Source organism: Rhizobium sp. MHM7A (assembly GCF_005862215.1).
GTDB lineage: Bacteria > Pseudomonadota > Alphaproteobacteria > Rhizobiales > Rhizobiaceae > Rhizobium > Rhizobium bangladeshense.
In genome coordinates this window covers 463,850-489,555 of record NZ_VCHT01000003.1, presented here as the reverse complement: position 1 = coordinate 489,555, position 25,706 = coordinate 463,850, and the positions used below count along the sequence as shown (strand labels likewise).

The window sequence follows — 25,706 nt, the reverse complement described above, 5'->3', positions numbered from 1 at the left end:
CTTCTCCCCGTAAACGGGGCGAAGGGACATGCCGCGCCCTCTCCGTTTCCTACCACCTCCCGCAGGGCATGTCCCCCGCCCCGTTTACGGGGAGCGGGTCAGGGTGAGGGGCAGAGGCAGCGGCAGCGGCTCTCGGCGACGCATACGACTGCCGCAAAACCCTTGACCCCCGCCGCCCCCCGTGGCACCTGTCGCGCCGATAATTCCCAAGCCAGCGGTGCCATCCCATGTCAGCTCTCCCCGACCATATGAACCCGAAGCGCTCTTTCCAGGCGCTGATTCTGACCCTGCATAGCTACTGGGCGGACAAGGGTTGCGCGGTGCTGCAGCCTTACGACATGGAAGTCGGCGCCGGCACCTTCCACCCGGCAACGACGCTGCGCGCCCTCGGCCCCAAGCCCTGGAAAGCGGCTTATGTCCAGCCCTCCCGCCGCCCGTCGGACGGCCGCTATGGCGAAAACCCGAACCGGCTGCAGCATTATTACCAGTATCAGGTCATTCTGAAGCCGAACCCGCCCAATCTGCAGGAGCTCTATCTCGGCTCGCTGGCGGCGATCGGCCTCGACCCGCTGCTTCACGATATCCGCTTCGTCGAGGACGACTGGGAAAGCCCGACGCTCGGCGCTTGGGGCCTCGGCTGGGAATGCTGGTGCGACGGCATGGAGGTCTCGCAATTCACCTATTTCCAGCAGGTCTGCGGTATTGAGTGCGCGCCGGTCGCAGGCGAACTGACCTATGGTCTCGAACGCCTCGCCATGTATGTCCAGGGCGTCGACAATGTCTACGACCTCAATTTCAACGGCCGCGAGGGCGACGAGAAGATCAGCTATGGCGATGTCTTCCTGCAGGCCGAGCAGGAATATTCGCGTCACAATTTCGAATTCGCCAATACCGAAATGCTGCATCGCCACTTCGTCGATGCCGAGAAGGAATGCCGGGCGCTGCTCGATGCCGGCGCCCCCGGCGACAGTGCCAATCAGCGTCTGCACAAATGCGTATTCCCGGCCTATGACCAGTGCATCAAGGCAAGCCATGTCTTCAACCTGCTCGATGCCCGCGGCGTCATCTCGGTCACCGAGCGCCAGAGCTATATTCTGCGGGTGCGCACGCTCGCCAAGGCCTGCGGCGAAGCCTTCCTGCTGACCGACGCCGGCGGCGTCAATCTGACGGGCGAGGCGGCGTGACGAAAAAGCCCGCCAGCCGTATCATCCATATCAACGGCTGGCCAGGCACGGGAAAGCTGACTGTCGGCCGCATGCTGGCGAAAAGGCTCGGCGCGCGGCTCATCGACAATCACACGCTGCTTAATCCAGCCGAAGCTCTTTTCACCCGCAGCGACCCTCTGCATGCATCACTGCGTGAGCAGATTCGGCGAGCGGTTTTCGATCACGCCGTGCGCGCCGATCCTGCTGAAAGTTTTGTTTTTACCGATGCTCTTGCGGATGACGAGCATGATAGTGCGATGTTCTCCTGGTATGTCGATCTGGCTGCTGCTAGAGGCGCGGATCTGGTCGCGGTTCTCCTCGACTGCGCGCCGGAGGAGAATGCCAGGCGCCTCATCTCGCCGGGCCGGTCCGAGGCGCTCAAGCTGACGGATACGGCGAAGCTGCAACGGCTCCGGGCAAACTATAAACTGTTGCGCGGGCTGGCTGAACACACAGTCGAAATTGATACGACGGAGCTTTCACCGGAAGGGACGGCGGCCTGGATTCTCGCGCATATCGGTGTTTGACGACAGCCGGGAAACCTGCACTCCATATTGTCTTCGTGATGCCGTCGGCGTCAATCTGACGCACATCCAAAAAAAGTCCTGCGCTCCAGGGACAGGCTTCTTTTGTATTGCGCAAACCATCGCTACGTTATCATCTGGTGTTGCGACAACGTAAGCTTCGGTATCTCTTTTGAAGAGCGATATTTTTTACTTTAAAATTTCATATGAAAATTCCGTTTCCAGTATGTTGCGCCTTTTATCATGGCCGATCTTATGCGCCATGCTGCTCGCGCTGACCTCGTGCAGCAATTTCGACCGAGAGTTCACCGTCCAATCGGCAAACAGTACGGTTGAGGTCTACACCGACGGCACTGCCTTTGTGTCGGAGTTCTTCGACATCGAGGTCAAAAGGGCGGAAAATTACGGCGGCGTTTACGTTGATATCCCTCAACGTTTCACGGATGCCTCAGGTGGTGTTCACTGGCGCGATTTCCAACTGGCCGCAGCTCGGCGCGGCGGACTCGATGAATATTTTTCCATGGAAAACAATGTGCCGGGCTATTCGATTTATATAGGAATGGAGCACTGCAAAAGTTGCTCTGCAGATCTGCCCAAGGTTCCTACAAAGATCCAGATCGCTTACTGGCTCGGACGCATGGTTCGCCAGGAAGGCGATCGCGAGATTCTCTTCCTGCCGGCCTATATGGGCCGCGTGCATGGCCAGGGCGCGAAAAAAACGCTTACTTTGAAGCTGCCGCCGGGCGGAACGTTGCGCCCTTCGCAACAGGATCGGCAGAGCACCTATCACATAATGCCGAGCGCGCCGAATGAGATCCAGGTGTCTATTCCTGCAGGTAAAAGGGATCGAGTCCTGCCTGACATCGAGGTCGAATATCCCGCAGGGACCTTTGTGACCATAACGAGCGGTACGCGGGTAGAGTGGTGGCTCTCCGATCACTTTCTCCCGTTCATCAGGATTTTGGGACCAATCGTCGCCGGTCTGTTTGTCCTTACTAGGTTGGGGCAGGCCTGGCGATTGCCTGCATCGTTGATAGCCTTCGATAGCAAGAAGACGGAGAGCACATCGCCTGCGTTGGCGGCCTATTTGTTTTCGAACTGGAAGCCGGAGGCCGCGAAGCCGGCCTTCATGGCGTCTGCCTGCCATCTCGCAATGAAGAGACTGCTTCGCATTTCCAGCCTTGGTGAGGATGCCGAAGCTTCGGATTTGTCTGCCAGACAGGTGCGCAAGAAAGGCAAGGTGGCGCGCGCCAGATGGTATGGCCTTCCCGCGGTGACGCGTTCGGTATTTGGTCGAATTGAAGGAGAGCGGCCTGTCAATGACCGGCGGACGGTCCTAAATGCCCTGTATGGTTTCGAACGTGACTTGCATCAGACAGTCACTGAGGAATATCGAAAAGTTAGAGGCGGCGCAGATCGAACACGGCTGGTGGCTGCGGCCACCATTCTGGCTCTTGGCACTGCTGCCGCCTATTTCTCGGGCCTGTTGATCTTTTCCGTTTCCATCTGCGGGATATTGTTGGTTCTTTTCATAGTTGTAATGATGTTCCGCCACCCGGAGCGGTTTCCCATGGCAGTCAGCACCTCCGAGCAATTCAAGCAGGCGCTCATTCTGTTTCTGGGTTTTCCGGCGATAGTGATTGCTGCACTTTCCTACATCGGTACGACTGAGGTTATCAGCGAACAGCGGCCATATCTGATGGCGATTTTATTGGATATCGTCGGCATTGTGACTGTTGTGGCGCTGCGCATACCCACGCCGAAGCAGCGACAGATCCACAATGACATTCTCGTTTTGAATCGCTATTTCCTCGGAGAAATCGAAGGCCCGGCAATGTCGGTGGAATGCTACGAGCACCACCTTCCTTTCGCTGTTGCCCTGAACGTCGAGCAACACTGGACCGAGCGCTTCGATCGCTGGCGAGAAAGCGAAAAGATGGAGACCTATGCTCCGGATTGGCGGAGCAGTTCTTAGACGGACGGCGATATCAAGGTCTGAGGCCGAAGAACGACCGCGCCACGATGACTTTGTTGTTTCGAATCACTAACGTGCAATCATCAAATCGGGGAGCCCATCTGCATGTACGTGATACTCGCTATTATCGCTGTCATCGCACTCTACATCGTCTTCATCTACAACGGCCTGGTGCGCTCCCGGCAGATGGCGGAAGAAGCCTGGTCGGGCATCGATGTGCAGTTGAAGCGCCGTGCCGATCTGATCCCGAACCTGATCGAGACGGTGAAGGGCTATGCCGCCCACGAGAAATCGACGCTCGAAGAGGTGGTTTCCCTCCGCAACAAGGCACAGGCGGTGCCATCGGGCGATGTCGCCGGCAGGGCGCAGGTGGAGGGTCTGCTCGGCCAGGCGCTCGGTCGGGTCATCGCGCTCGCCGAGGCCTATCCCGATCTCAAGGCCAACGAGAATTTCGCCGAACTGCAGGATTCCCTGGAAACGATGGAAGGCGAATTACAGATGGCGCGGCGTTATTACAACGGCGCGGCCCGCGACCTGAACGTCAAGGTCGAAAGCTTCCCTTCCAATCTCGTCGCCGGCCAGTTTGGTTTTGCCAAGCGGGAATACTTCGAAATCACCAACGAGGCCGATCGCGCCGTTCCCAGCGTCAAATTCTGACGATCCGGCATTTTGCCTTTGCGAAAAAGCGATTAAGAGCAAGGGCAGGTGGCGACGCGCCTTAGCCTCGCTCAGGGACGGAAGACATAGCATGACACGCACAGCCAAACTCACGATCATCCCGCCGGGCAAGCCGCTTTCGGGCCGCGCCATGCCGCCGGGATCGAAGTCGATCACCAACCGCGCGCTCTTGTTGGCGGGCCTTGCCAAGGGCACGAGCCGGCTGACCGGCGCGCTGAAGAGCGACGATACGCGTTATATGGCCGATGCGCTGCGCGCCATGGGAGTTGCGATCGACGAACCCGACGACACCACCTTCGTCGTCACCGGCAGCGGCAGGCTCATGCCGCCGAAAGCGCCGCTCTTCCTCGGTAATGCCGGCACGGCGACACGCTTCCTGACGGCGGCGGCTGCCCTGGTCGACGGCACCGTCATCGTCGATGGCGACGAACACATGCGCAAGCGCCCGATCGGCCCGCTGGTCGAGGCGATGCGCACGCTCGGCATCGATGTGAGCGCCGAGACCGGCTGCCCGCCGGTCACCGTCAGGGGGACCGGCCGCTTTGAGGCCGACCGGATCCTGATCGATGGCGGCCTCTCCAGCCAATATGTCTCGGCCCTGCTGATGATGGCGGCGGGCGGCGACCGGCCTGTTGACATCGAACTCGTCGGCGAGGATATCGGCGCGCTCGGCTATATCGATCTCACCACGGCGGCGATGAAGGCCTTCGGCGCCAGGGTCGAGAAGACCAGCGCCGTCACCTGGCGCGTCGAGCCGACCGGCTACCGCGCCGCCGATTTCGTCATCGAGCCGGATGCCTCCGCCGCGACCTATCTCTGGGCAGCCGAAGTGCTGAGCGATGGCAGGATCGATCTCGGCGTCCCGAACGATGCCTTCACTCAGCCGGATGCCAAGGCTTACGAGACGATCGCCAAGTTCCCGCATCTGCCGGCTGAAATCGATGGCTCGCAGATGCAGGATGCCATTCCGACGATTGCCGTGCTTGCCGCCTTCAACGAGACGCCGGTCCGTTTCGTCGGGATCGCCAATCTGCGCGTCAAGGAATGCGACCGCATCCGCGCCCTGTCGACGGGGCTCAACAATATCCGCGAAGGCCTGGCCGTGGAGGATGGTGACGATCTGATCGTGCACTCCGATCCCGCTCTTGCCGGTCAGGCACTGCCGGCCGAGATCGACAGCTTTGCCGATCACCGCATTGCCATGAGCTTTGCGCTCGCCGGCCTCAAGATCGATGGCATCACCATTCTCGACCCTGATTGCGTCGGCAAAACCTTCCCCGCCTATTGGCGAACGCTCGCCGCCCTTGGCGTGACCTATCGGGACAAGGATTGAAGCAAGGCGCAGCCGGGGCAGCCGGCGGGGAGGCAGGATGGAGCGTCGGTTTTTCGGTTTCTGCTTGGCGCTGCTCTTGTTGGTGGCTGCCCAGGCGGCCTTTGCTACGGAACTGATCGACAGTTTCCTCTCCGACATTGCGCTCGAAAAGAGCGGTGCGATGACGGTGACGGAAACGATCACCGTCAATGCCGAGGGCGATCAGATCAATCACGGCATCTTCCGGGACTTCCCGCTCTATTTCACTGACGCCGGCGGCCGTCGCCGCAGCGTCGATTTCGACATGGTGTCGGTGAAGCGTGATGGCAGGGACGAGCCCTGGCACACGGAATCGATATCGGGCGGCATCCGCATCTATGCGGGCTCCGCCGAAGTGACGGTGGCGCCGGGCCGTCATCGTTACGTCTTCACCTACAGGACCAACCGCCAGATCCGCTATTTCGACTACCATAACGAGCTCTACTGGAACGTCACCGGCAATGGCTGGATCTTCCCGATCCGCTCGGCGACGGCGACGGTGACGCTGCCGCCCGGCGTTACCGCCACCGAGACGACCTTCTTTACCGGCCCGCAGGGCGCCAAGGGGAAGGATGCCCGTGTCAGCGAAACCGGCGCCGGCCTCGTCTTTTCCACCACCGCGCCTCTTGGCCCCCAAGAAGGCTTGTCCTTTGCGATCCGCATGCCGAAGGGCTCGATCGATCCGCCGAGCGCGGACATGGAGAGCAGCTGGTGGCTGAAGGACAACCGCAACTATTTCATCGGCTTCGGCGGGTTGGCATTGGTCTTCGCCTATTACCTGAGATCCTGGCTGAAAGTCGGCCGCGATCCTGCGCGCGGCGTCATCGTGCCACGATGGGATGCCCCTGAAGGCATTTCCCCAGCGCTGGTCAACTACATCGACAATAAGGGCTTCTCCGGGGAAGGCTGGACCGCACTTGCCGCCACGGCGCTCAATCTGGCGGTCCGCGGCTACGTCAAACTCGAAGACCTGAAGAATTCGATCGTTATCCGCGGCACCGGCAAAGCGCTCGGCAAGGAGAAGTTTCAGGCTGGCGAGGCCGAGCTGCTGAAATTCGCCGGCGGCGAAGGCAGCATGCTGACGATCGACAAGGCCAATGGCGAGCGGGTAAAATCGGTTGGGCAGTCCTTCCGTTCGGCGATCGAGAAGGAACATCGCGGCAAATATTACAATTCCAACATCGGCTATACCATAGGCGGCGTCGCGCTCAGTGCCGCCGCCCTGGTGGCGCTGTTCGTCTTCGGCTCGCTGGAGCCTGACACGATCGCGCTGATGCTGATCCCGATTGCCGTCTCCGTCTTCATTTCAGTGTTCATCGCCGGTTTGGTCAAGTCGCTGCACCACGGCAGATCGCTGTTCGCCAAGGTCATGGCCGTCATCGCCGCAGCGGTCGGCGTTTTTGTCGGCATCAGCATTCTTTCCATCATTGTCCTGACGCTCGCCTCGTCGCTGATCGAACTGCACGAGACGCCGATGCTCTTTGCCATCGGCGGCATCGTGCTGCTCAACATCCTCTATTTCTTCATCATGGGCGCGCCGACCCCGCTCGGCGCCAGGATGATGGACGGCATCGACGGCCTGCGGCAATATCTGACGCTTGCCGAGAAGGACCGCATGAACATGGCGGGCGCGCCTGCAATGTCGCCGCAGCATTTCGAGACGCTGCTTCCCTACGCCGTGGCATTGGGCGTCGAAAAGCCCTGGTCTCGCACCTTCGAGACCTGGCTTGCGGCAGCTTCCGCCGGCGCGGCCGCGGCCTACGACCCCTCCTGGTATTCCGGCGATTTCGACAGCGGCGGCTTCTCCGACCGCGTCGGCGGGTTCTCCTCGTCGATGGCGTCCACCATCGCTTCCACGATACCCTCGCCGCCGCCGTCGAGTTCATCCTCCGGTTTTTCCAGCGGCGGCTCCTCCGGCGGCGGTGGCGGAGGCGGGGGAGGTGGAGGCTGGTAGCTTTCTCGCTTGACCTTTCGCCCCTTGGCCCTTAACCGCCTGACGGAACAGGAAAGGGTGGCGCATGAAGGTTCTGTTGATCGGATCGGGCGGACGCGAGCATGCGCTCGCCTGGAAGCTGGCGCAATCGCCGTTGATGAGCGAATTCTACGCCGCGCCCGGCAATCCCGGCATTGGCGAACACGCCGTCCTCGTGCCGGTCAATATCGAGGATCATGAAGCGGTGGCCGCCTTCTGCAGGGAGAAGGCGATCGATTTCGTCGTCGTCGGCCCCGAGGCGCCGCTCGTCGCCGGTCTCGCGGACCGGCTGCGCGCCGATGGCCTGGCGGTCTTCGGCCCCTCTGCCGCCGCCGCCCAGCTCGAAGGCTCCAAGGGCTTCACCAAGGATATCTGCGCCCGTTATGGTATTCCGACTGGCGCCTATCAGCGCTTCAACAATGCGCCGAAAGCCAAAGCCTATATTCGCGCTCAGGGCGCGCCGATCGTCGTCAAGGCTGACGGTCTGGCCGCCGGCAAGGGCGTGACCGTTGCGATGACCCTGGACGAGGCGTTTGCCGCGGTTGACGACTGCTTCGAGGGCGCCTTCGGCGCGGCCGGCGCCGAAGTCGTCGTTGAAGCCTATCTCGATGGCGAGGAAGCGAGCTTCTTCTGTCTCTGTGACGGAAAACATGCGCTGCCGCTGGCGACCGCCCAGGATCACAAGCGGGTGGGCGAGGGAGACACCGGCGTCAATACCGGCGGCATGGGCGCCTATTCGCCGGCGCCGGTCATGACGGCCGAGATGGTCGAGCGCACGATGAAGGAGATCATCGACCCGACGATCCGCGGCATGGCTGAAAGCGGCCATCCCTTCTCCGGCGTTTTTTTCGCCGGCCTGATGATCACCGAGAAGGGGCCGGAGCTTATCGAATACAATGTCCGTTTCGGCGATCCGGAATGCCAGGTGCTGACGATGCGACTGAAAAGCGATCTGCTGCCGCTGCTGCTGGCCACGGCCAATGGAACGCTCGATCAGGTGAGCGCCGAATGGAGCGACGATCCGGCGCTCACGGTGGTCATGGCTTCGAAGGGCTATCCCGGCGGCTATCAGAAGAACACACCGATCGAATTCCTGCCGGAGGCAGGCGAGGGCGAGAAGGTGTTTCATGCCGGCACGGGCGTGAAGGACGGCGCCCTGGTCGCGACCGGTGGACGGGTGCTGAACGTTACCGCATCAGGCCGCACGGTTGCCGAAGCGAAGGGTCGCGCCTACGCGCTGCTGGACAGGGTTCGGTGGGAAAACGGCTTCTGCCGGCGCGACATCGGCTGGCGTGCGGTCGAGCGCGAAAAAGCCTCCGGCAAAGTATAAACCGCCGAGTTCCTTAAATTTTTACCCTTTCCCCTGACGGGATGGAAACAAAGCTTCGCTATAACGCTCCCGTAGTGAGACGGAGGTGCGTTGATGCGTCAGATTTTCCTCGGTGCGGCAATCCTGCTGATGGCAGGCTCGGCGGTGGCCTCCTCGATTGAGGTGATCGGCAAGACGGCAGCGCGTGCCGAGGGCAGCATCGTCACTGAAAGCTGCGCTGCTTGCCCGCCGCTGCAGGCCGAACAGAGCCACAAGGACTATGCGGTGCCGGAACTGAAACCGGGCGTCCTCCAGGCAAGCGAAGTCCGTAGCGTCGGCGGCGAAAAGAAGATCTATCGCACCGAAGCCTGGATGGGCGGCTCGCCCGTCGTCTTCGTCACCAAGGCAACGCCGGAAGCCTTGGCTGCCGCCGAGCCTTCGATCCCGCCCGAACATGGCATAGATATGAACGCAACGACCGCAGCCGTCATCGGCGGCGATGCCAGGCCGGTTGCCGCCGGCATGGCTGAACAGCCGGCGGCCCTCGATGTTTCCGAATTCAAGCTGCGTTTCTGAAATCCAAGCCGCAAGACTGCTTTGCGCTTCCATGGCGAGCTGAGCCGCTCCGAACGTTCCCTGCCCCTGCCCGATCAAGGTGTCGATCGCTTGGGGTTCCACCACGGTGGAGCGAATGCACCCTCGAAGAGAAGCGGGGGTGCATTCGGCTTTGAAGCCCCGAGAAACGTCTGGACGTCGAAAACCGTGTGATGTTCGACCGTCGCGTGAAAATGCGCGGGTTGTGTCGGAGCGCCACCCCCTGATTTTTAGGGAAATTCCCGTTGTTTTGAATAAAATTAAAGCTTTCTTATTGAGTCAGCTTCAATTCTTATTCGCCGGTCGCAGCATGTTGTTTCAGCAGCGGTAGACGCGTCCTCCTGGATGCGCTCGCACAGGCGGTAGAAGACCGCACCGGAATGTATTCCCTCATTCCCCTTTGCGAGGAATCATGAAAAATTTGAAGATATCGAAGCAGCTCATATTGCTGGTCATTGGCCTGATGATGGCCTTCGCGATCGCCACGTCCTTGCAGATCCGCTCCTCGGTCGATGCGATTTACAAGGAGCGGTATGACATGCTCCGCGCCGAGGTTCAGTCGGCGGTCTCGGTTCTCAAGCTTTACCAGGCCAAGGTCACCGCGGGCGAAATGACGCTGGAGGATGCCCAGAAGCAGGCCTATACCACCGTCAATGGCATGAAATACGATCCGGACGGCTATTTCTTCGGATATAGTTACGATCTCCAGATGATGTTCCACTACGATGCCTCGAAGGTCGGACAGAACCTGAAGGGCCAACCGGACAGCAAGGGCAAGCTCTATCGCGAAGAGCTGGTCAAGCTCGGCCAGCAGGGCGGCGGCCTTGTCGATTATTATTCCACCAGCAAGCCGGGCCAGCCGGTCGGCGATTACCGAAAGACGGCCTATGGCCAGGCTTTCGAACCCTGGAAGGTCGTCGTCGTCACCGGCGTCTACACCGACGATCTCGATGCGCAGGTCAACAACACGATCCTGACCGCCCTTTCCGGCAGCATCGTTCTCTTCTTCCTTGCCATGGCTGCCGCCTACGTCGTCATCCGCGGCATATCGGGACCTCTCAACAATGTCCACGCCGCCCTGAAGGCGGTGTCAGAAGAGGACGTTTCCATCGCCATCCCGCATACCGGCATGAACAATGAGGTCGGCATGATGGCAAAAGCGACCCTGTCGCTGCAGGAAAAGATCCGCGAACGCCATGCAATGTCCGACCGCGAGGCGGCCCAGCAGCTGGCGCTGGAAAGTGAGCGCGAAAACAACCTGCGCCAGCAGCAGGACGAGGCCGCGCTCCAGGCCCGCGTGGTGACGACGATCGGCCAGGCGTTGGAGCTGATCGCCCGCGGCGACCTTACCGTCCGCTGCGCCGATCTTGGCCAGAAATACGCCGCCCTTCGCGACAACTTCAACGATGCGCTGTCGCATCTCGAAGCCGCCATGGCCAAGGTCAGCGTCAAGGGCAGTGACATCGGCACGAGCAAGGAAGAAATTCGCCGCGCCTCCAACGAATTGTCGCAGCGCACCGAGCGCCAGGCCGCAAGTCTGGAAGAAACATCTGCCGCCCTCGATCAGCTCACCGTCGCCGTCCGCCAGACCGCGGATGGCGCCCATGAGGCGAGCAAGCGCGTGCATGCCGTCAGCGCCGAGGCGACCCATAGCGATGCGATCGTCAGCCAGGCGATCGAGGCGATGAGCGGCATCGAGAAATCGTCTTCGGAGATCACCAAGATCATTGGCGTTATCGACGAGATCGCCTTCCAGACCAACCTCTTGGCTTTGAATGCCGGCGTCGAGGCGGCCCGTGCCGGCGAATCCGGCAAGGGTTTTGCCGTCGTCGCCCAGGAAGTGCGCGAACTCGCCCAACGTTCCGCCGCCGCGGCCAAGGAGATCAAGGACCAGATCGCCCGCTCCTCCAGCCAGGTCGATCACGGCGTCCGTCTGGTCGGCGAGGCAGGCGAGGCGCTGAAGCGCATCTCCGACCAGATCAAGGCCGCCAACGAGATCGTCGCCAAGATCGCCCACAGCGCTTCCGAACAGGACACCACGCTGCGCTCGATCTCCTCGTCGGTGAATCAGCTCGACGCCGCCACCCAGCAGAACGCCGCCATGGCCGAAGAGACCACGGCATCGGCCGAGACGCTCGCCAGCGACACCGACGAACTGATCAACCTCATCCGCGGCTTCCGGGTCAGCGGCGAAAGCGCTGTACCGGTCACGCATCAAGGTCGTCGCGCTGCCTGAGCGGCGCGGCGACAATCAGGATTTTCAGCACCAAAATCTTAGCGGCCGTCGGTTTTCCGGCGGCCGTGTCGTTTCAGGCTCATGGTGCCAGACGGTCGAGCAATTGGTCGATTTCCCTGTCCGAAAACACCTCGACGCCAGCCGCCTTCAGGGCCGCCGCGGTCACGCCATTGCCGGCCTGCCTGCGGCCGGAAAATGTCCCGTCATAGATGAAATCCGATCCGCAGGATGGACTGCCGTCGATCAGCAGCGCATGGCGGCAGCCGGTTTGCCGTGCGAGCGCCACGGCGTTCTCCGCTGCCTGCAGGAACTCTGCCGTTACATCGCCGCCGGTCAGCTCGACGACCCGCGCCTTGCCGGCCAGAACCTGTTCGCCGGTCGCTCCATCCGCGATCTCCGCCGGCGGCCGCGGCACCGCCATACCCGCCGACATCTCCGGACAGATCGTCACCAGCCGCCCCTCGGCCCGCCATATCTCGATCGCCGGATGAAGCAAAGGCTTGGCCCGCCCGTCATAACGGACGGCGTGCCCCATGAGGCAGGCGCTGACGAGGATCTTGCTCTGCATGGCTGTTTGAGTAATCCCACGGGGACGGTGATGCTAGGGTGATTATCGTGGACCGACCAAAATAAACCACGCAATCAGAGATGCGGCAAGCACAGCGTTCGCGTTAGCACTGGGAAGAGCACCCAGCCCAAAAACCGCTCACCCCGAAATCTTCGAGAAATCCGCCACCGTTCCCGTCGCCTCGCGGATCAGCCTGAGCAGGGCGAGGCGGTTGGCGCGGATCGCGGCGTCCTCGTCGTTGACGAGCACGTCTTCGAAGAAGCGGTCGACCGGGCCGCGCAGCTTGGAAAGTGCTTCCATCGCCGAGCGGAAATCCTCCGCGGCAACGGCATTCGCCGCATCCTCCGAGGCGCTCGATATGGCGGCGAACAGCTCCTTCTCGGCAGCGAGCCTGAAGAGCGCCGGCGAAACGCCGTCGGCGATGACGGTGCCCTTCTTTTCCTCGGCGGCGAGCAGCTGTGTCGCGCGCTTGGTGCCGGCAAGCAGGTTCTTGCCGTCCTCCGAGGTGATGAAGGCCGTCAGCGCTTCGACGCGGCGCGCCACCATCAACAGGTCGTCGGCTTCAGGCGTCAGCACGGCGTCGATCAGATCGTGCCGGGCACCCTGGTCACGCAGGTAGACCTTGAGACGATCATGGAAGAAGGAGAGCAGATCGCCGTCCTTGGTCGTCGCCAGCAGCGGCAGCCGGATCCGTCGCTCCAGCAGGATGCGGACGACCCCGAGGGCTGCCCGTCGCAGGGCGAAGGGATCCTTCGAACCCGTCGGCTTTTCGTCGATCGCCCAGAAGCCCGTCAGCGTGTCGAGCTTGTCGGCAAGCGCCAGCGTGATCGCCACCTTGTCGTCCGGCACGCGGTCCGACGGGCCCTGCGGCTTGTAATGGTCCTCGATCGCCGCGGCAACGGAGGCGTTCTCGCCCTGCAGCGCCGCATATTTGCGGCCCATCAGGCCCTGCAGCTCCGGAAATTCACCGACGGCTTCGGTGCGCAGATCGGCCTTGGCGAGCACGGCGGCACGATCGACGAGAGCAGCGTCCGCGCCGGTGATGGCGGCGAGCTCCTTCGCCAGCGACCGAATGCGGGCGACCCGTGCGCCCTGCGTGCCGAGCTTGGCATGGAAGGTCACGTCGAGCGCGTCGAGCTTGGCCATGCGCTGGTCGAGCGGCTTCGTCAGGTCGAGGCTGAATTTTGCGGCAGATGCTTTCAGTGTTTCGAGATCGGGCATGTCGCCCTGGTCGCGCTTCCAGAAATGCAGCGCGTCGGAAAGCCTGGCCCGCACCACCTTGCCGTTGCCATGGGTAATTTCCTTGCCGCCGTCGCTCGCCTGGATATTGGAGACGAGAATGAACCTGTTCGACAACGACTCGTCGCCCTGCTTGCGGGTGACGAAGCATTTCTGATTGGTCTTGATCGTCAGGCGGATGATCTCCGAGGGGATGGAGAGGTAATCCTCCTCGAACGAGCCCATCAGCACCTGCGGCCATTCGACGAGGCCGGAGACTTCCTCCAGCAGGCCTTCGTCTTCCACCAGCTCCAGCCCGTTGGCGAAAGCGATGTCGCGGGCGTCGTGGAGGATGATGTCCTTGCGCCGCTCGGCGTCGAGGATGACCTTCGCCCTTTCCAGGCTCGCCGCGTAATCGTCGAAGCGGCGGACCGTGATCGCCTCGGGCGCATGGAAACGATGGCCGTAGGTGACGTTGGAGGCGGTAACGCCGTCGATCTCGAAGGGGATGACGACCGTCTCTTCATGTTCGGGGCCGAAAGTGCAGACGATCGACTGCAGCGGCCGCACCCAGCGCAAGGCGCCGGGTTTGGAGGAGGCCTTGCCCCAGCGCATCGACTTCGGCCACGGGAAATCGCGGATAATGCCGGGCATCACCTCGGCGACAATATCTTCGGCAGCGCGGCCCGGCTTGGAAATGACGGCGACGTAAAAATCGCCCTTCTTCGGATCGCTCACCACCTGGGCTTCGGAGACCGAAGAAAGGCCGGCGCCGCGCAGAAAGCCCTCGATCGCCTTCTCGTTGGCGTCGGTGCGCGGCCCCTTGCGCTCCTCGCGCACATCGGCCGAGCGTGCCGTCAGGCCGTGGATGTCGAGCGCCAGCCGCCGCGGCGTCCAGTATTCTCGCGCACCCTCATAGGACAGACCCGCTTCGACAAGGGCATCGGTGACGAGCTTCTTCAGGTCGCCCGCAGCCTTGCGCTGCATGCGGGCCGGAATCTCTTCGGAGCGAAGTTCGAGAAGAAGGTTTGGCATGTCACTCTTTTCCTTGCGCCCTCGGGCAGGGCGATCCAAAAACGTTGCTTCTGCTATCAAAGAATGCCGCATCTGCACAACCGCAAAAACGGGTGAGAGCGATGGCGGGGTGACCGTCCGATGATCCCCCGATCCATTAACTTCCGCTGTGGAAACCACAGTCGGGCATTGCCTTGCCGCTTTTCGCCGCTATGGTCCCGCAACCTTCGTCCACATAGGAAATCCCATGGCCGCAGACCTCCGCTTTCTCGCAGCCCGCATCTCCGCCGAAATCAATGCCCGGCCCGAACAGGCCAAAGCCGCCATCGAGCTGCTCGACGAAGGCGCCACCGTGCCCTTCATCGCACGCTATCGAAAGGAAGTGACGGGCGGGCTCGATGACACGCAGCTGCGCAATCTCGCCGAGCGGCTGGTCTATCTGCGGGAACTCGAAGCCCGCCGCGCCGCAATCGTCGAATCGATCACCGGCCAGGGCAAGATGACCGACGAGCTGATGGCCAAGGTCGCCGGCGCCGAAACCAAGGCAGAGCTCGAAGATCTTTATCTGCCTTACAAGCCGAAGCGCCGCACCCGCGCCGAGATCGCCCGTGAACGCGGCCTCGGCCCGCTTGCCGAGGCGATCCTTGCCGACCGCGGCCGCGAGCCGGCGGTTCTCGCAGAGGGGTTCATCACGCCGGATGTGACCGACATTAAGACGGCGCTCGAAGGCGCGCGCGACATCATCGCCGAAGCCATCGCCGAAAATGCCGATCTGCTCGGAAAATTGCGCGCTCATATGCGCCAGGCTGCGCTTTTGAAGGCCAAGGTCGTCGACGGCAAGCAGGCGGCGGGCGAGAAGTTTTCCGACTATTTCGATCATTCCGAACGCTGGGCGACCGCGCCTGGGCACCGGGCGCTCGCCATGCTGCGCGGCTGGAACGAGGAGGTGCTGACGCTGACGATCGAGGCCGACGCCGAGACCGCCTCGCCGAACAAGCCGGTCGAACGCATGATCGCCGCGGCCTACGAAATTGGTGCGAGCCGTCCGGGCGACCGCTGGCTGATGGAGGTCGCGAGCTGGACCTGGCGCGTCAAGCTTTCCATGTCGCTCTCGCTCGACCTGATGCGCGAGCTGCGCGAAAGGGCCGAAGAGGAGGCGATCCATGTCTTCGCCCGCAATCTCAAAGACCTGCTGCTCGCCGCCCCCGCCGGCTCGCGCGCGACCATGGGTCTTGATCCCGGGATCCGCACCGGCGTCAAGGTTGCCGTCGTCGACGGCACCGGGAAGGTGGTGGCGACCTCGACCGTCTATCCCTTCCAGCCGAGGAACGACGTGCGCGGCGCCCAGATCGAGCTCGCGTCGCTGATCCGCAAGCACAATGTCGAGCTGATCTCGATCGGCAACGGCACCGGCAGCCGCGAAACGGAAAAGCTGGTGGCCGACATGCTCGCCGAGCTGCCGGCCCCGAAGCCGACCAAGGTCATCGTTTCGGAAGCCGGCGCCTCGGTCTATTCCGCCTCGGCGACCGGTGCGGCGGAATTCCCCGATCTCGACGTGTCGCTGCGCGGCGCCGTCTCCATCGCGCGGCGCCTGCAGGATCCGCTCGCCGAGCTCGTCAAGATCGAACCGAAATCGATCGGCGTCGGCCAGTATCAGCATGATGTCGACCAGCAGAAGCTGTCGCGTTCCCTCGATGCCGTCGTCGAAGATGCGGTGAACGCGGTCGGCGTCGATCTGAACACCGCCTCGGCGCCGCTTCTCGCCCGCGTTTCCGGCCTCGGCCCGTCGATCGCCGAGGCCATCGTCCGCCACCGCGACAGCGAAGGCCGTTTCGAGACGCGCCGCGATCTTCTGAAGGTTGCACGCCTCGGCGGCCGCACCTTCGAACAATGCGCCGGCTTCTTGCGTATCCCGAACGGCAAGGAGCCGCTTGACGCCTCCTCCGTTCACCCCGAGGCCTACGGCGTCGCCAAGAAAATCGTCGCCGCCTGCGGCCGCGACCTGCGCGCGCTGATGGGCGACAGCGCCGCCTTGAAATCGATCGATCCGCGCCAGTTCATCGATGAGAAATTCGGCCTGCCGACGGTGAAGGATATTATCGCCGAACTGGAAAAACCCGGCCGCGACCCGCGACCGAGTTTCAAGACCGCGACCTTCGCCGAGGGAGTCAATGAGATTTCCGATCTGAAGCCCGGCATGGTGCTCGAAGGCACAGTCACGAATGTCGCCGCCTTCGGTGCCTTCGTCGATATCGGCGTGCACCAGGATGGCCTGGTGCATGTGTCCCAGCTGGCCGATCGCTTCGTCAAGGATCCGCATGACGTCGTAAAGGCGGGCGATGTCGTCAAGGTGCGGGTCGTGGAAGTCGATGCCAAGCGCAAGCGCATCGGTCTCTCCATGCGCCGCGACGATGGTTCATCGGCGTCTCAGCCGCGCGGTGATTCTCGCGGAAGTCAGGCCGGTCGGCCGCAGAACGAGCGTCGGCCTGCAGCTCAGAAGTCCCAGAGCCAGGGTGCATTCGGCGCTGCATTGGCCGAGGCCATGAAGCGAAAATAAGTGCTTAGCCGGTATTCTGGCAAAAATGCCACAGTTTGGCAGCGTTCTGCGCTGAGTGCCAAATCCGGCGCTTGTAAGGCGGAAGAGAGCTATTAAGTTGATGTGACCATCCTGTCACATTTGCGAGGCGTCCATGGCGTCGGCTTTCTTATCGATCGTCAAGCAAATCATCCGCAAGGGTTCTTTGAAACTTACCCTTGCCAATGGCGAGACACACATGATCGGCGACGGCACCGGCGAAATGGTTGCCGCCCGCCTCGCCGATCAGGAGGCCGAGGACGCGATCCGCCGCGACCCGACGCTGAAGCTCGGCGAAATGTACATGCAGGGCCGGTTCATCCTAGAACAGGGCAACATCTACGATTTCCTGTCGCTGGTGAAGCAGAACACCACCAACGAAATCTTCGATTTCAAGATGGCGGCGCTGCTCGTCGGCCGCATCGCCTGGCAGCAGCTGAAGAGCCGTGTGCCGGTCAACCGCAACAAGCACAATGTCGCCCACCATTACGATCTCTCTGCCAAGCTCTTCGATCTTTTCCTGGATGAGGACTGGCAATATTCCTGCGCCTATTTCGAACCACCGGGCATCAGCCTCGACGAGGCGCAGCTTGCCAAGAAACGTCATATCGCCGCCAAGCTTCTGCTTGCGCCCAACCAGCGCATCCTGGAGATCGGCTCCGGCTGGGGCGGCATGGGCATGTATCTGACGGAGGCGACGGAGGGCGCCGATTTCACCGGCATCACCCTCAGCGAAGAGCAGCTGAAGGTCTCCCGCGCCCGCGCCGAAAAACGCGGCCTTTCCGACCGCGTGCGTTTCGAGCTGCAGGACTATCGCAGCATGAACGGCCGGAAGTTCGACCGCATCGTTTCGGTGGGCATGTTCGAGCATGTCGGCATCGGTAATTACGGCAATTTCTTCCGCAAGGTGGCGGACCTGCTCGACGACAACGGCGTCATGGTGCTGCATTCGATCGGCCGCCCGAAGCCGAGCTTCGGCACCAATGCCTTCATCGAGAAATACATCTTCCCCGGCGGCTATATCCCCTCGGTCGGCGAGGTCATGGCGCCGCTCGAAAAGGCGGGGCTCCTCGTTAGGGATGTAGAAATCCTGCCGATGCACTATGCCTATACGCTGCGCCATTGGCGCGAGCGTTTCGTGGCGCGCAAGGCTGAAGCGGTAGCGCTTTACGACGAGCAGTTCTTCCGCATGTGGGAATTTTATCTGGCCGGTTCCGAGATGGGCTTCCGTTGGGACGAGCTGTTCATCCTGCAGATCCAGATCGCCAAGAACCAGTTCACTGTTCCCGACAATCGCAATTATATCGCGGAGAACGAAGCGAAGCTGAGAGAATTCGAGGCGAGGCGGGCGCCTCTGGAAAAGGTGACGTTCTGATCCGCGGCGCCATGTGTGACGAAAGGGGCTGCGGATGAGCAGTGTGTTTCCCGAGATTTACCTGGTCCGCCACGGTGAAACCGAATGGAGTCTGTCCGGTCGCCATACCGGACGCAGCGATATTCCCTTGACGGCGAACGGCGAAGCCGCCGCTCGAAAACTCGCCGAGCGTCTGGCTGGCCCTTCCTTTTCCGCAGTCTGGTCGAGCCCGTCGGCTCGGGCGCGCAAGACCTGCGCGCTCGCCGGACTCGGATCGGCAGCTCTGATCCGCGACGATCTCGCCGAATGGGACTACGGCGCCTATGAAGGCGTCACGACAAAGGAGATCCTGGCAGGACGTCCCGGCTGGCAGCTCTTTCGCGATGGTTGCCCGAATGGCGAAACGGCTGCCGATGTCGGCGCCCGCGCCGACGCCGTCATCGGCGGGCTCCGTGAAACGGCGGGCACCGTTCTGATCTTTTCCAGCTCGCATTTCCTGCGCGTGCTGGCCGCCCGCTGGCTCGGTCTGCCGCCGCAAGGTGGCGCGCATTTCGTGCTTGATACGGCCACCATCAGCGTGCTCGGCTATGAGCACGACCTGACCGAACCGGTCATCCGCCGGTGGAACCAGAGATAGAGCAACAAATATCTCGCGCCGCACGGTATCTGTTCATTAGCGCCCTGGTTCACCGTGGTTAACATTGGGGTAACGACATCAGGATAAGTCTAGCGGCCGCCGCTCTCCGCGGCTTTGTTTTTGCGTTTTCTGGAGTGCGGACGTGTCTCATCGATCAGTTGTATCGATCTCTTTGCTTATTGCCTTTTCATCCTTCGGCTCAGCCTTCGCGCAGGAAAGCGGCCAGCATTTCTGGTCCGGCGACTGGTATTTGAGTGTCGGTGTCGCCGGCTTCTCCGCGCCGAAATTCGAGGGCTCACGGCGTTATGAATTTCGGTTCAGCCCGCTGATTTCGGCCGGCCGGCAGGGCTCGGCTCCGCGCTTTTCCTCGCGCAACGACAATCCGTCCTTCGCCCTCATGGATAACGGTGCTTTCCGCGCCGGCATCGTCGGCAAGTTCGTGCCTTCGCGCGACGAGGGTGACGGTCACGAGCTGAAAGGCATGAAGAAGGTCAAATGGGGAGCGGAAGCCGGCGGCTTCGTTGAGGTTTATCCGACCGATTTCCTGCGCGCCCGTGCCGAAGTCCGCCAGGGTATCCGCTCCCATGACGGCGTCGTCGCCGATCTTGCCGTCGATGCCTTCACCGACATCGCCCCCGACCTGCAGCTGTCAGGCGGTCCGCGCGCGACATTCGCCACCAGCGGCTATTACGATGCTTATTACGGCGTCAACGCCAAACAGGCGGCGGCGAGCGGGCTTGATCAATACAAGCCGTCGTCGGGCATTCAGTCCTATGGCGCCGGCGCGGCCCTGACATGGAAGGCGACGGAAAACCTCTCGGCCAGCTCTTTTCTCGAATACAAGCGGCTTGCCGGTCCCGCCGCCGACAGCAGCCTGGTGCGCGAGCGCGGCTCGAAGAACCAGCTTCTGATCGGTGTCTCGGCCACCTACAAGTTCAATTTTTCGCTGCAGTGAGCCTGGCGCCGCAGGCAAAGCACGCTGCCGCCGCGAACGCTTCTTGACCGGATCACCAGCACGTCGCTAGATGAACGGCATGGAAGATACCGACAATTTCAACGATCGCGTCTCCGACGCGCCGTCCGACAACTGGGTCTACCGGATCCTGCCGCCATGGGTCTGGCCATATGCGCAGCTCGCGCGCTGGGATCGGCCCATCGGTTGGCAGCTGTTGATGTGGCCATGTTTCTGGTCGGCCACGCTTGCCGCCAATGCGGCGATCTACCAGGGGCTTTATTCCGGCAGCCTTCTGGTATTCCACCTTGTCCTCTATTTCATCGGCGCCGTCGCAATGCGCGGCGCCGGCTGCACCTATAATGATCTCGTCGACCACGAGATCGACATGCAGGTGGCGCGCACTCGCTCGCGCCCGCTCCCCTCCGGCCGCGTCACGCGCGACCGCGCGAAGATCTTCATCGGCCTGCAGGCTCTGGTCGGCCTCTTCGTGCTCCTGCAGTTCAACTGGTTCACCGTTTTTCTCGGCCTGCTCTCGCTCGGCATCGTGGCGCTTTACCCTTACGCCAAACGCTTCACGGACTGGCCGCAATTCTATCTCGGCCTTGCCTTCTCCTGGGGCGCGCTGATGGGCTGGGCCGGCATTTTGGGCGGCCTTTCCTTCGCTGCCATCCTGCTTTACGCCGCCTCCGTCGCCTGGACGATCGGTTACGACACGATCTACGCCCATCAGGACAAGGAGGATGACGAACTGATCGGTGTCCGCTCCACCGCGCGCCTCTTCGGTGATAAGACGAGGGCATGGCTGATCGGCCTTTATGGGCTGACGCTGGTGCTGATGTTTGCGGCCTTCGTTCTTGCCGGCGCCAATCTCATCGCCTTTATCGCCTTGTTCGGTGCGGCCGGCATGTTCGCCTGGCAGATCGTTCGGCTCGATATCAACGATGCCTCCCAATGCCTGGCGCTCTTCAAGTCGAACAACCGCGTCGGCCTGACCATCTTCTGCGGCCTGTTCTTTTCGCTGCTCTTCGCCATTCCCTGAATGAGACGACGCATGAAATGATCAACCCGGCGCAGGCGCCGGGTTTTGCAAGCTGAAGGATTGTCCCACCGAAATGGCGCTGTCGCGATTTCGGTCAGTTGCGGGCGATGATCTCCTTGCCTTCGATCTTCATGGCGACTCCCAGCCGCCCGGTGGTGCGCCGCACGAGGAAGCGGGGACGACGATTGGCGAAGTAGGAATGGCGGCGGCGCGGCTTAAGATCGCCGGTGCGCAGCGCGCCGATATGGTCTTCGAGCGGCCGCGCTACGCCGTCGGCCTCGACCATCAGCATCGGAATGCGGAAAGCCTCGGACCAGCTGCGCCAGTCGGCTGCAATGTCGCAGAGATCATGGGCGACGAGCAGGGGGATGCAGAGCTCGGGATCGGCGTGGTGAAGCTCGAGCGTGACGGTTACTTCGCCATCGCCATGATCTATGGCGCGTGCGGCGACACCCTTGAAGACACGCTTCGGCAGGGCAATTGAGAGCGGCAGGCCGCTGGAGGGAAGGACTTTGCGCAGAACGGCGCCGCGTTCGTCTATCGTGATGCTGACGTCATCCGAACAATCATGGATGGCGTAGCTGACCTGCTGCGGGAAGCGGGACGGATCGAGACGTAGCGTCGTGTCAGCCCAAGCGGGCTTCAAAACGGAATTGTTCATTTCATTCTACCCTTGTCTTACCTGAGAGCCGGTTTGCGGTCTTCTCCTCGGGACTTTTCGTCCTCTATGTCCGACAATAGGCGGCGGCCCTTCCGTACAGCTTAAAAATTGCGGTTAAGAAAACTTTGCCTCCCCTGATGGTTATCAAAACCGAATCCGGCAGGGTTTCCGGAAGGTGAATGGCGCGCTGTCCTGATATGGCGCAGTCCAAGGGTAAGTCTCGGGTAAGTTTTGCGTGGCAAAATGTGCTCACCAGCAGTTCGTCGTTCTTTAGAGATTTTGCTGAAAAGGGCGCTTTTTGATGATCACGGCCTCCCTCGCTTACACGATCCTGTCGAAGGACATGACGTCGAGCCTTAACAAGGTTGCGTCGCAGGCGACGGTCAAGAAGGACGCCCAGTACTACGCCGACAATATCAACCAGGTCAAAGACGTCGACGACTTCCTCGGCGACTACCGGCTCTACAGCTACGCGATGAAGGCATATGGTCTGGAGGATATGACCTATGCCAAGGCCTTCATGAAGAAGGTGCTCGAGAGCGATCTGACCGACCCGAACAGCTACGCCAACAAGCTCTCCGATACGCGCTACCGCGAATTCGCCGCCGCCTTCAATTTCAACGCGCCCGAGAAAGACGTGCAGACGGACGCGCAGGAGGACGAGCTCATCGGCCTCTACAAGCAGTCCTTCATCGACGCCGACAAGGCGGCGAACGCCGAGAGCACCTATTACAGCAACAACATCGACGCCGTGAAGACCGTCGACGATCTGATCAACAACACCAGGCTTCGCACCTATGTGCTGAAGACCTTCAAGATCGATCCCACCTACGCCTCGAAAGACTTTCTGCGCCAGGTGCTGACGAGCGATCTCAGCGATCCGACGAGCGTGGTCAACACACAGGGTGGCGACAAATACAAGGCGCTTGCCGCCCAGTTCAGCTTCAATGCCGACGGCACGGTCAACGGCACGGCCCAGACCGCAACGCAGAAGGCGTCGGTCATCGAGACCTATACGCTGAATTCCCAGTCGGTCATCATCGACAATTCCGTCGGTTCGGACGTCTACTATGTTAGCAAGACGGCCGCCGATTACAACAGGGCCTATTACACCGCCAAGATCGGCACGATCACCAATGTCGACGATCTCGTCGCCGACAGCCGCCTGACCTCCTATATCAAAACGGCCTACAGCATGGGCGCCGACTTCACCGCGCCAGCACTGCGCATGGTGCTGACCGACCCCGGCTATGCCCAGCTGATGGGTTTTACCAATGTCTACAATGCCTTCAACTTCAAGGCTGACGGCACGACCTCGACCACGGCGCGCGCCCAGACGATCGCCCAGTCGAACAAGCTGAAGGACGCCGCGGCGAGCACCGGCAACTATTACACCGTGACCTCGCAGTCGAGCGGCATCACCAATGTCGACGATCTGCTCGCCGACGGCGTGCTGGCGCGCTACATCAAGGACGCTTATGGCCTCGGGGTGAATTTCAGCAATGCCGAGCTGAAGAGCATTCTGACCGATCCGGCCTATGCCGCCGCCCAGGGTAAGGCCGGCCTGAATGCCGACTTCAACTTCAATGCGGATGGCTCGATCAACGGTTCGGTGATTCAGACCGACGCGCAGCGCAAGTCGACCACCGACAAGTCGGCGGCGAACGCAGCCCATTTCAGCAGCATGATCGGCAATGTCACCAATGTCGACGACATCATGTCCGATCCCGTCGCGGTCAGCTATATCAGAACCAGCATGCAGATCGCAGACAGCGTCTCGGATGCGACCTTGAGGACGTTCCTCGTCGACCCTGCTGCTGCCAGCGCCCAGGGCTACAGCGACGTCAACGCTCTCTTCAATTTCAAGACGGACGGTTCGGTCGCGACGCTCTATGCGTCGCAGAGCGCAGCGCAGAGCGCAAGCACGGCCGGCAAGGCCGACGATGCGGCTGTCTATTACCAGGCAACCATCGCCGGCATCTCCAATGTCGACCAGCTGCTGGCCGACCGCAGGCTGAACAATTTCATACGCAACGCCTATGGCATCCCGCCGACCGTCAGCGACGTCGATCTCCGCGCCATCCTGACCGATCAGAGCGGCACCGGCACCTATGCCGACGTCGCCGCCGCCTTCAACTTCAAGGCGGACGGTTCGCTCGAGGACGGCATGGCGGCCCAGACGAGCAGCCAGATCACCAACACGAAAATCACTGCCTCGGCGCGTACCGATGACTATTCCGCCCGCATGGCGAAGATCGCCAATGTCGATGATCTCATCGCCGATCCCGCCATCACCAACTTCCTGAAGAGCACCTATAATCTGCCGTTCGATATCTCGAATGCCGATTTGAGGAGCATCCTGACCGATGCGGCCGCCGCGACGGCCGCCGGCTATGCCGACCTCAATGCCGATTTCAACTTCGCCGCCGATGGATCGCTTCCCGTCGTCAGCTCGGTCCAGACCGCCGAACAGGCGCAGACCACCAATGACAATTACATGGCGCGTTATGACGACGAGCGCGAGGAGGCGATCGAAGAGGTTGCCGACAACTATACGCGAATGATGGCCGACAGCACGAGCCTGCTTGATTTTTCCGAGATCGACAGCGTCAACGACTTCCTGCGCACCAACAGGACGGCGGATTTCTCCAAGAGCAACGACAATCTGCCGGATCTCTATCACGTGGCGCTGCAGGCCTACGGCTTGACCGAGCAGGACGTGCCGCGCTCGATGATGCGCAAAATCCTGACGAGCGATGCCTACGACCCGAATGGTTATATCGCCTCGCTCAAGGACGAGCGCATCACCAACCTTGCGCGCGCCTTCAACTTCGGTCCCGACGGCAAGGCCGCGGCACCCTTCCAGGCGCTTCCCGATGCGACCATGGCCAAATACGCCACCGACTACAAGGCGCATGTCACCATGCTGCTGAAGGACGGCCCGGTGAAGGAGAAGGCTGCGAAAGACGCGACGGCTGAGGTGGATTACTTCGCCAAGACCATGGCGAAGGTGAAATCGCTCGACGATTTCCTTGATGACAGCCGCCTGACCGATCTGGTGCTGAAGGCGAACAATCTCGACCCGAAGGACTACGACAAGGCCACGCTGAGGAAGATCTTCACCTCCGATCCCGACGACAAGAAGAGCTATCTCAACGCCACGGCAGATGCGCGCTTCAAGGATATTGTCGCCGCCTTCAACTTCGACAAGGACGGCAATCTGACCCGCGCCAAGATCGGCGCCATCCAGAACAAGGCGGCCGAGGATCGCACCCAGCAGCTCTTCCTGCAGCAGACACTGGAAACGCAGGAGGGCGAAAGTAACGACGGTGTGCGTCTGGCGCTCTATTTCAGCCGCAAGGCTTCAAGCATCACCTCGATCTATTCGATTCTCGGCGACAGGGCGCTGTACCAGGTCATTACTACCGCCTACAGCCTGCCGTCACAGATATCGGGCATGGACGTCGCCAAACAGGCCGATCTTATCAATCGCTTCGTCAAGCTCGAGGATCTCCAGGATCCGAAAAAGGTCGACAAGCTGCTGCGGCGCTTCACTGCGATGTACGACGTCCAGAACAGCACGCAGCAGTCGCCGGCCCTGCAGATCCTGACCGGCGGCGGCTAACGGCAGGTTTAAGCAATTCCAGCAAAGCGCGCAGCGTTTGGCACGCATGGCGTCTCTCACGGGGGTCGAGCCACTTGTCTCCCCCGTGGTGACGCCGGCGGGCCGCCTAGGTTGCTGCGAGGGCAAACCCCACACTCCGTCATCCCAGGCCTTGAGCCTGGGATGACGGAAGAACCAACGGGGGTGCAGAAACTCATGTCAATGCCATCCGTTAGC

At 61.5% G+C, this 25,706-nt stretch carries 18 protein-coding genes; 15 read left to right on the top strand and 3 right to left on the bottom strand.

Translation table 11 applies throughout. From position 1 onward, the window contains the following. Window positions 1-227: 227 nt before the first annotated feature. The 9 genes from FFR93_RS15260 to FFR93_RS15220 all read left to right on the top strand — a co-directional run bounded on the left by FFR93_RS15260 (window position 228) and on the right by FFR93_RS15220 (window position 11,844). Window positions 228-1,184 carry a glycine--tRNA ligase subunit alpha gene (locus FFR93_RS15260; protein ID WP_064706293.1) on the top strand — a complete coding sequence of 319 codons (957 nt, stop codon included), beginning with the start codon at window positions 228-230 and terminating at the stop codon, window positions 1,182-1,184. Further along, window positions 1,181-1,732 (top strand): AAA family ATPase, encoded by a 552-nt coding sequence (locus FFR93_RS15255; protein ID WP_138393820.1) that lies wholly within the window; start codon window positions 1,181-1,183, stop codon window positions 1,730-1,732. Before FFR93_RS15260 ends, FFR93_RS15255 begins: the two co-directional genes overlap by 4 nt. Before the next feature lie 223 nt (window positions 1,733-1,955). Continuing rightward, window positions 1,956-3,704 (top strand): DUF2207 domain-containing protein, encoded by a 1,749-nt coding sequence (locus tag FFR93_RS15250; RefSeq protein ID WP_138393935.1) that lies wholly within the window; start codon window positions 1,956-1,958, stop codon window positions 3,702-3,704. A gap of 105 nt (window positions 3,705-3,809) precedes the next feature. Then, window positions 3,810-4,361: a LemA family protein gene (locus tag FFR93_RS15245; protein ID WP_138393819.1), complete on the top strand. Its 552-nt coding sequence runs from the start codon at window positions 3,810-3,812 to the stop codon at window positions 4,359-4,361. Between the two features lie 91 nt (window positions 4,362-4,452). Next, on the top strand, window positions 4,453-5,715 hold the full coding sequence (locus tag FFR93_RS15240; protein WP_138393818.1) for a 3-phosphoshikimate 1-carboxyvinyltransferase: 1,263 nt from the start codon (window positions 4,453-4,455) through the stop codon (window positions 5,713-5,715). 37 nt (window positions 5,716-5,752) lie between these two features. Further along, a complete protein-coding gene (locus FFR93_RS15235; protein WP_138393817.1) occupies window positions 5,753-7,687 on the top strand; it encodes a DUF2207 domain-containing protein in 1,935 nt (644 codons plus the stop codon). 64 nt (window positions 7,688-7,751) lie between these two features. Further along, window positions 7,752-9,035, top strand: coding sequence for a phosphoribosylamine--glycine ligase (gene purD / locus FFR93_RS15230; RefSeq protein WP_138393816.1), 1,284 nt, complete (start codon window positions 7,752-7,754; stop codon window positions 9,033-9,035). Window positions 9,036-9,128: 93 nt separating this feature from the next. Then, window positions 9,129-9,590, top strand: a complete 462-nt coding sequence (locus tag FFR93_RS15225; RefSeq protein WP_064706299.1) for a plant virulence effector HPE1-like domain-containing protein — start codon at window positions 9,129-9,131, stop codon at window positions 9,588-9,590. Between the two features lie 430 nt (window positions 9,591-10,020). Beyond that, entirely contained in the window at window positions 10,021-11,844 is a 1,824-nt protein-coding gene (locus FFR93_RS15220; protein WP_138393815.1) for a methyl-accepting chemotaxis protein, read from the top strand. A 79-nt stretch (window positions 11,845-11,923) separates the two neighbouring features. Here the strand turns inward: FFR93_RS15220 and FFR93_RS15215 are convergent, their stop codons facing one another. Together FFR93_RS15215 and glyS are read right to left on the bottom strand one after the other, a co-directional pair. After that, the gene (locus FFR93_RS15215) at window positions 11,924-12,412 is read right to left on the bottom strand and encodes a DUF523 domain-containing protein (protein ID WP_064706301.1); all 489 of its coding nucleotides are present in this window, start codon (window positions 12,410-12,412) and stop codon (window positions 11,924-11,926) included. A 138-nt stretch (window positions 12,413-12,550) separates the two neighbouring features. Beyond that, the gene (gene glyS / locus FFR93_RS15210; RefSeq protein WP_138393814.1) at window positions 12,551-14,665 is read right to left on the bottom strand and encodes a glycine--tRNA ligase subunit beta; all 2,115 of its coding nucleotides are present in this window, start codon (window positions 14,663-14,665) and stop codon (window positions 12,551-12,553) included. A 226-nt stretch (window positions 14,666-14,891) separates the two neighbouring features. Between glyS and FFR93_RS15205 the strand changes: the two genes are divergently transcribed. The 5 genes from FFR93_RS15205 (at window position 14,892) to ubiA (ending at window position 21,204) form a co-directional block, all read left to right on the top strand. Then, entirely contained in the window at window positions 14,892-17,201 is a 2,310-nt protein-coding gene (locus tag FFR93_RS15205) for a Tex family protein (RefSeq protein WP_138393813.1), read from the top strand. A 133-nt stretch (window positions 17,202-17,334) separates the two neighbouring features. Continuing rightward, window positions 17,335-18,594, top strand: a complete 1,260-nt coding sequence (locus FFR93_RS15200) for a cyclopropane-fatty-acyl-phospholipid synthase family protein (RefSeq protein ID WP_138393812.1) — start codon at window positions 17,335-17,337, stop codon at window positions 18,592-18,594. Window positions 18,595-18,628: 34 nt separating this feature from the next. Continuing rightward, the gene (locus FFR93_RS15195) at window positions 18,629-19,210 is read left to right on the top strand and encodes a histidine phosphatase family protein (protein WP_138393811.1); all 582 of its coding nucleotides are present in this window, start codon (window positions 18,629-18,631) and stop codon (window positions 19,208-19,210) included. Between the two features lie 142 nt (window positions 19,211-19,352). Continuing rightward, window positions 19,353-20,165: a MipA/OmpV family protein gene (locus FFR93_RS15190; protein WP_138393810.1), complete on the top strand. Its 813-nt coding sequence runs from the start codon at window positions 19,353-19,355 to the stop codon at window positions 20,163-20,165. A gap of 79 nt (window positions 20,166-20,244) precedes the next feature. Further along, window positions 20,245-21,204: a 4-hydroxybenzoate octaprenyltransferase gene (ubiA, locus tag FFR93_RS15185; RefSeq protein ID WP_138393809.1), complete on the top strand. Its 960-nt coding sequence runs from the start codon at window positions 20,245-20,247 to the stop codon at window positions 21,202-21,204. Window positions 21,205-21,298: 94 nt separating this feature from the next. Here the strand turns inward: ubiA and FFR93_RS15180 are convergent, their stop codons facing one another. Beyond that, the gene (locus tag FFR93_RS15180) at window positions 21,299-21,865 is read right to left on the bottom strand and encodes a DUF6101 family protein (protein WP_138393808.1); all 567 of its coding nucleotides are present in this window, start codon (window positions 21,863-21,865) and stop codon (window positions 21,299-21,301) included. Between the two features lie 301 nt (window positions 21,866-22,166). Between FFR93_RS15180 and FFR93_RS15175 the strand changes: the two genes are divergently transcribed. Next, window positions 22,167-25,490: a DUF1217 domain-containing protein gene (locus FFR93_RS15175; RefSeq protein ID WP_138393807.1), complete on the top strand. Its 3,324-nt coding sequence runs from the start codon at window positions 22,167-22,169 to the stop codon at window positions 25,488-25,490. Window positions 25,491-25,706: the final 216 nt, after the last annotated feature.

What these genes read in the sequence shown, in the direction of transcription:
- FFR93_RS15260 (WP_064706293.1), top strand. Translation starts at nt 228, where the DNA reads ATGTCAGCTCTCCCCGACCATATGAACCCGAAGCGCTCTTTCCAGGCG.
- FFR93_RS15250 (WP_138393935.1), top strand. Translation starts at nt 1,956, where the DNA reads ATGTTGCGCCTTTTATCATGGCCGATCTTATGCGCCATGCTGCTCGCG.
- FFR93_RS15245 (WP_138393819.1), top strand. Translation starts at nt 3,810, where the DNA reads ATGTACGTGATACTCGCTATTATCGCTGTCATCGCACTCTACATCGTC.
- FFR93_RS15240 (WP_138393818.1), top strand. Translation starts at nt 4,453, where the DNA reads ATGACACGCACAGCCAAACTCACGATCATCCCGCCGGGCAAGCCGCTT.
- FFR93_RS15235 (WP_138393817.1), top strand. Translation starts at nt 5,753, where the DNA reads ATGGAGCGTCGGTTTTTCGGTTTCTGCTTGGCGCTGCTCTTGTTGGTG.
- purD (WP_138393816.1), top strand. Translation starts at nt 7,752, where the DNA reads ATGAAGGTTCTGTTGATCGGATCGGGCGGACGCGAGCATGCGCTCGCC.
- FFR93_RS15225 (WP_064706299.1), top strand. Translation starts at nt 9,129, where the DNA reads ATGCGTCAGATTTTCCTCGGTGCGGCAATCCTGCTGATGGCAGGCTCG.
- FFR93_RS15220 (WP_138393815.1), top strand. Translation starts at nt 10,021, where the DNA reads ATGAAAAATTTGAAGATATCGAAGCAGCTCATATTGCTGGTCATTGGC.
- FFR93_RS15215 (WP_064706301.1), bottom strand. Translation starts at nt 12,412, where the DNA reads ATGCAGAGCAAGATCCTCGTCAGCGCCTGCCTCATGGGGCACGCCGTC.
- glyS (WP_138393814.1), bottom strand. Translation starts at nt 14,665, where the DNA reads ATGCCAAACCTTCTTCTCGAACTTCGCTCCGAAGAGATTCCGGCCCGC.
- FFR93_RS15205 (WP_138393813.1), top strand. Translation starts at nt 14,892, where the DNA reads ATGGCCGCAGACCTCCGCTTTCTCGCAGCCCGCATCTCCGCCGAAATC.
- FFR93_RS15200 (WP_138393812.1), top strand. Translation starts at nt 17,335, where the DNA reads ATGGCGTCGGCTTTCTTATCGATCGTCAAGCAAATCATCCGCAAGGGT.
- FFR93_RS15195 (WP_138393811.1), top strand. Translation starts at nt 18,629, where the DNA reads ATGAGCAGTGTGTTTCCCGAGATTTACCTGGTCCGCCACGGTGAAACC.
- ubiA (WP_138393809.1), top strand. Translation starts at nt 20,245, where the DNA reads ATGGAAGATACCGACAATTTCAACGATCGCGTCTCCGACGCGCCGTCC.
- FFR93_RS15180 (WP_138393808.1), bottom strand. Translation starts at nt 21,865, where the DNA reads ATGAACAATTCCGTTTTGAAGCCCGCTTGGGCTGACACGACGCTACGT.
- FFR93_RS15175 (WP_138393807.1), top strand. Translation starts at nt 22,167, where the DNA reads ATGATCACGGCCTCCCTCGCTTACACGATCCTGTCGAAGGACATGACG.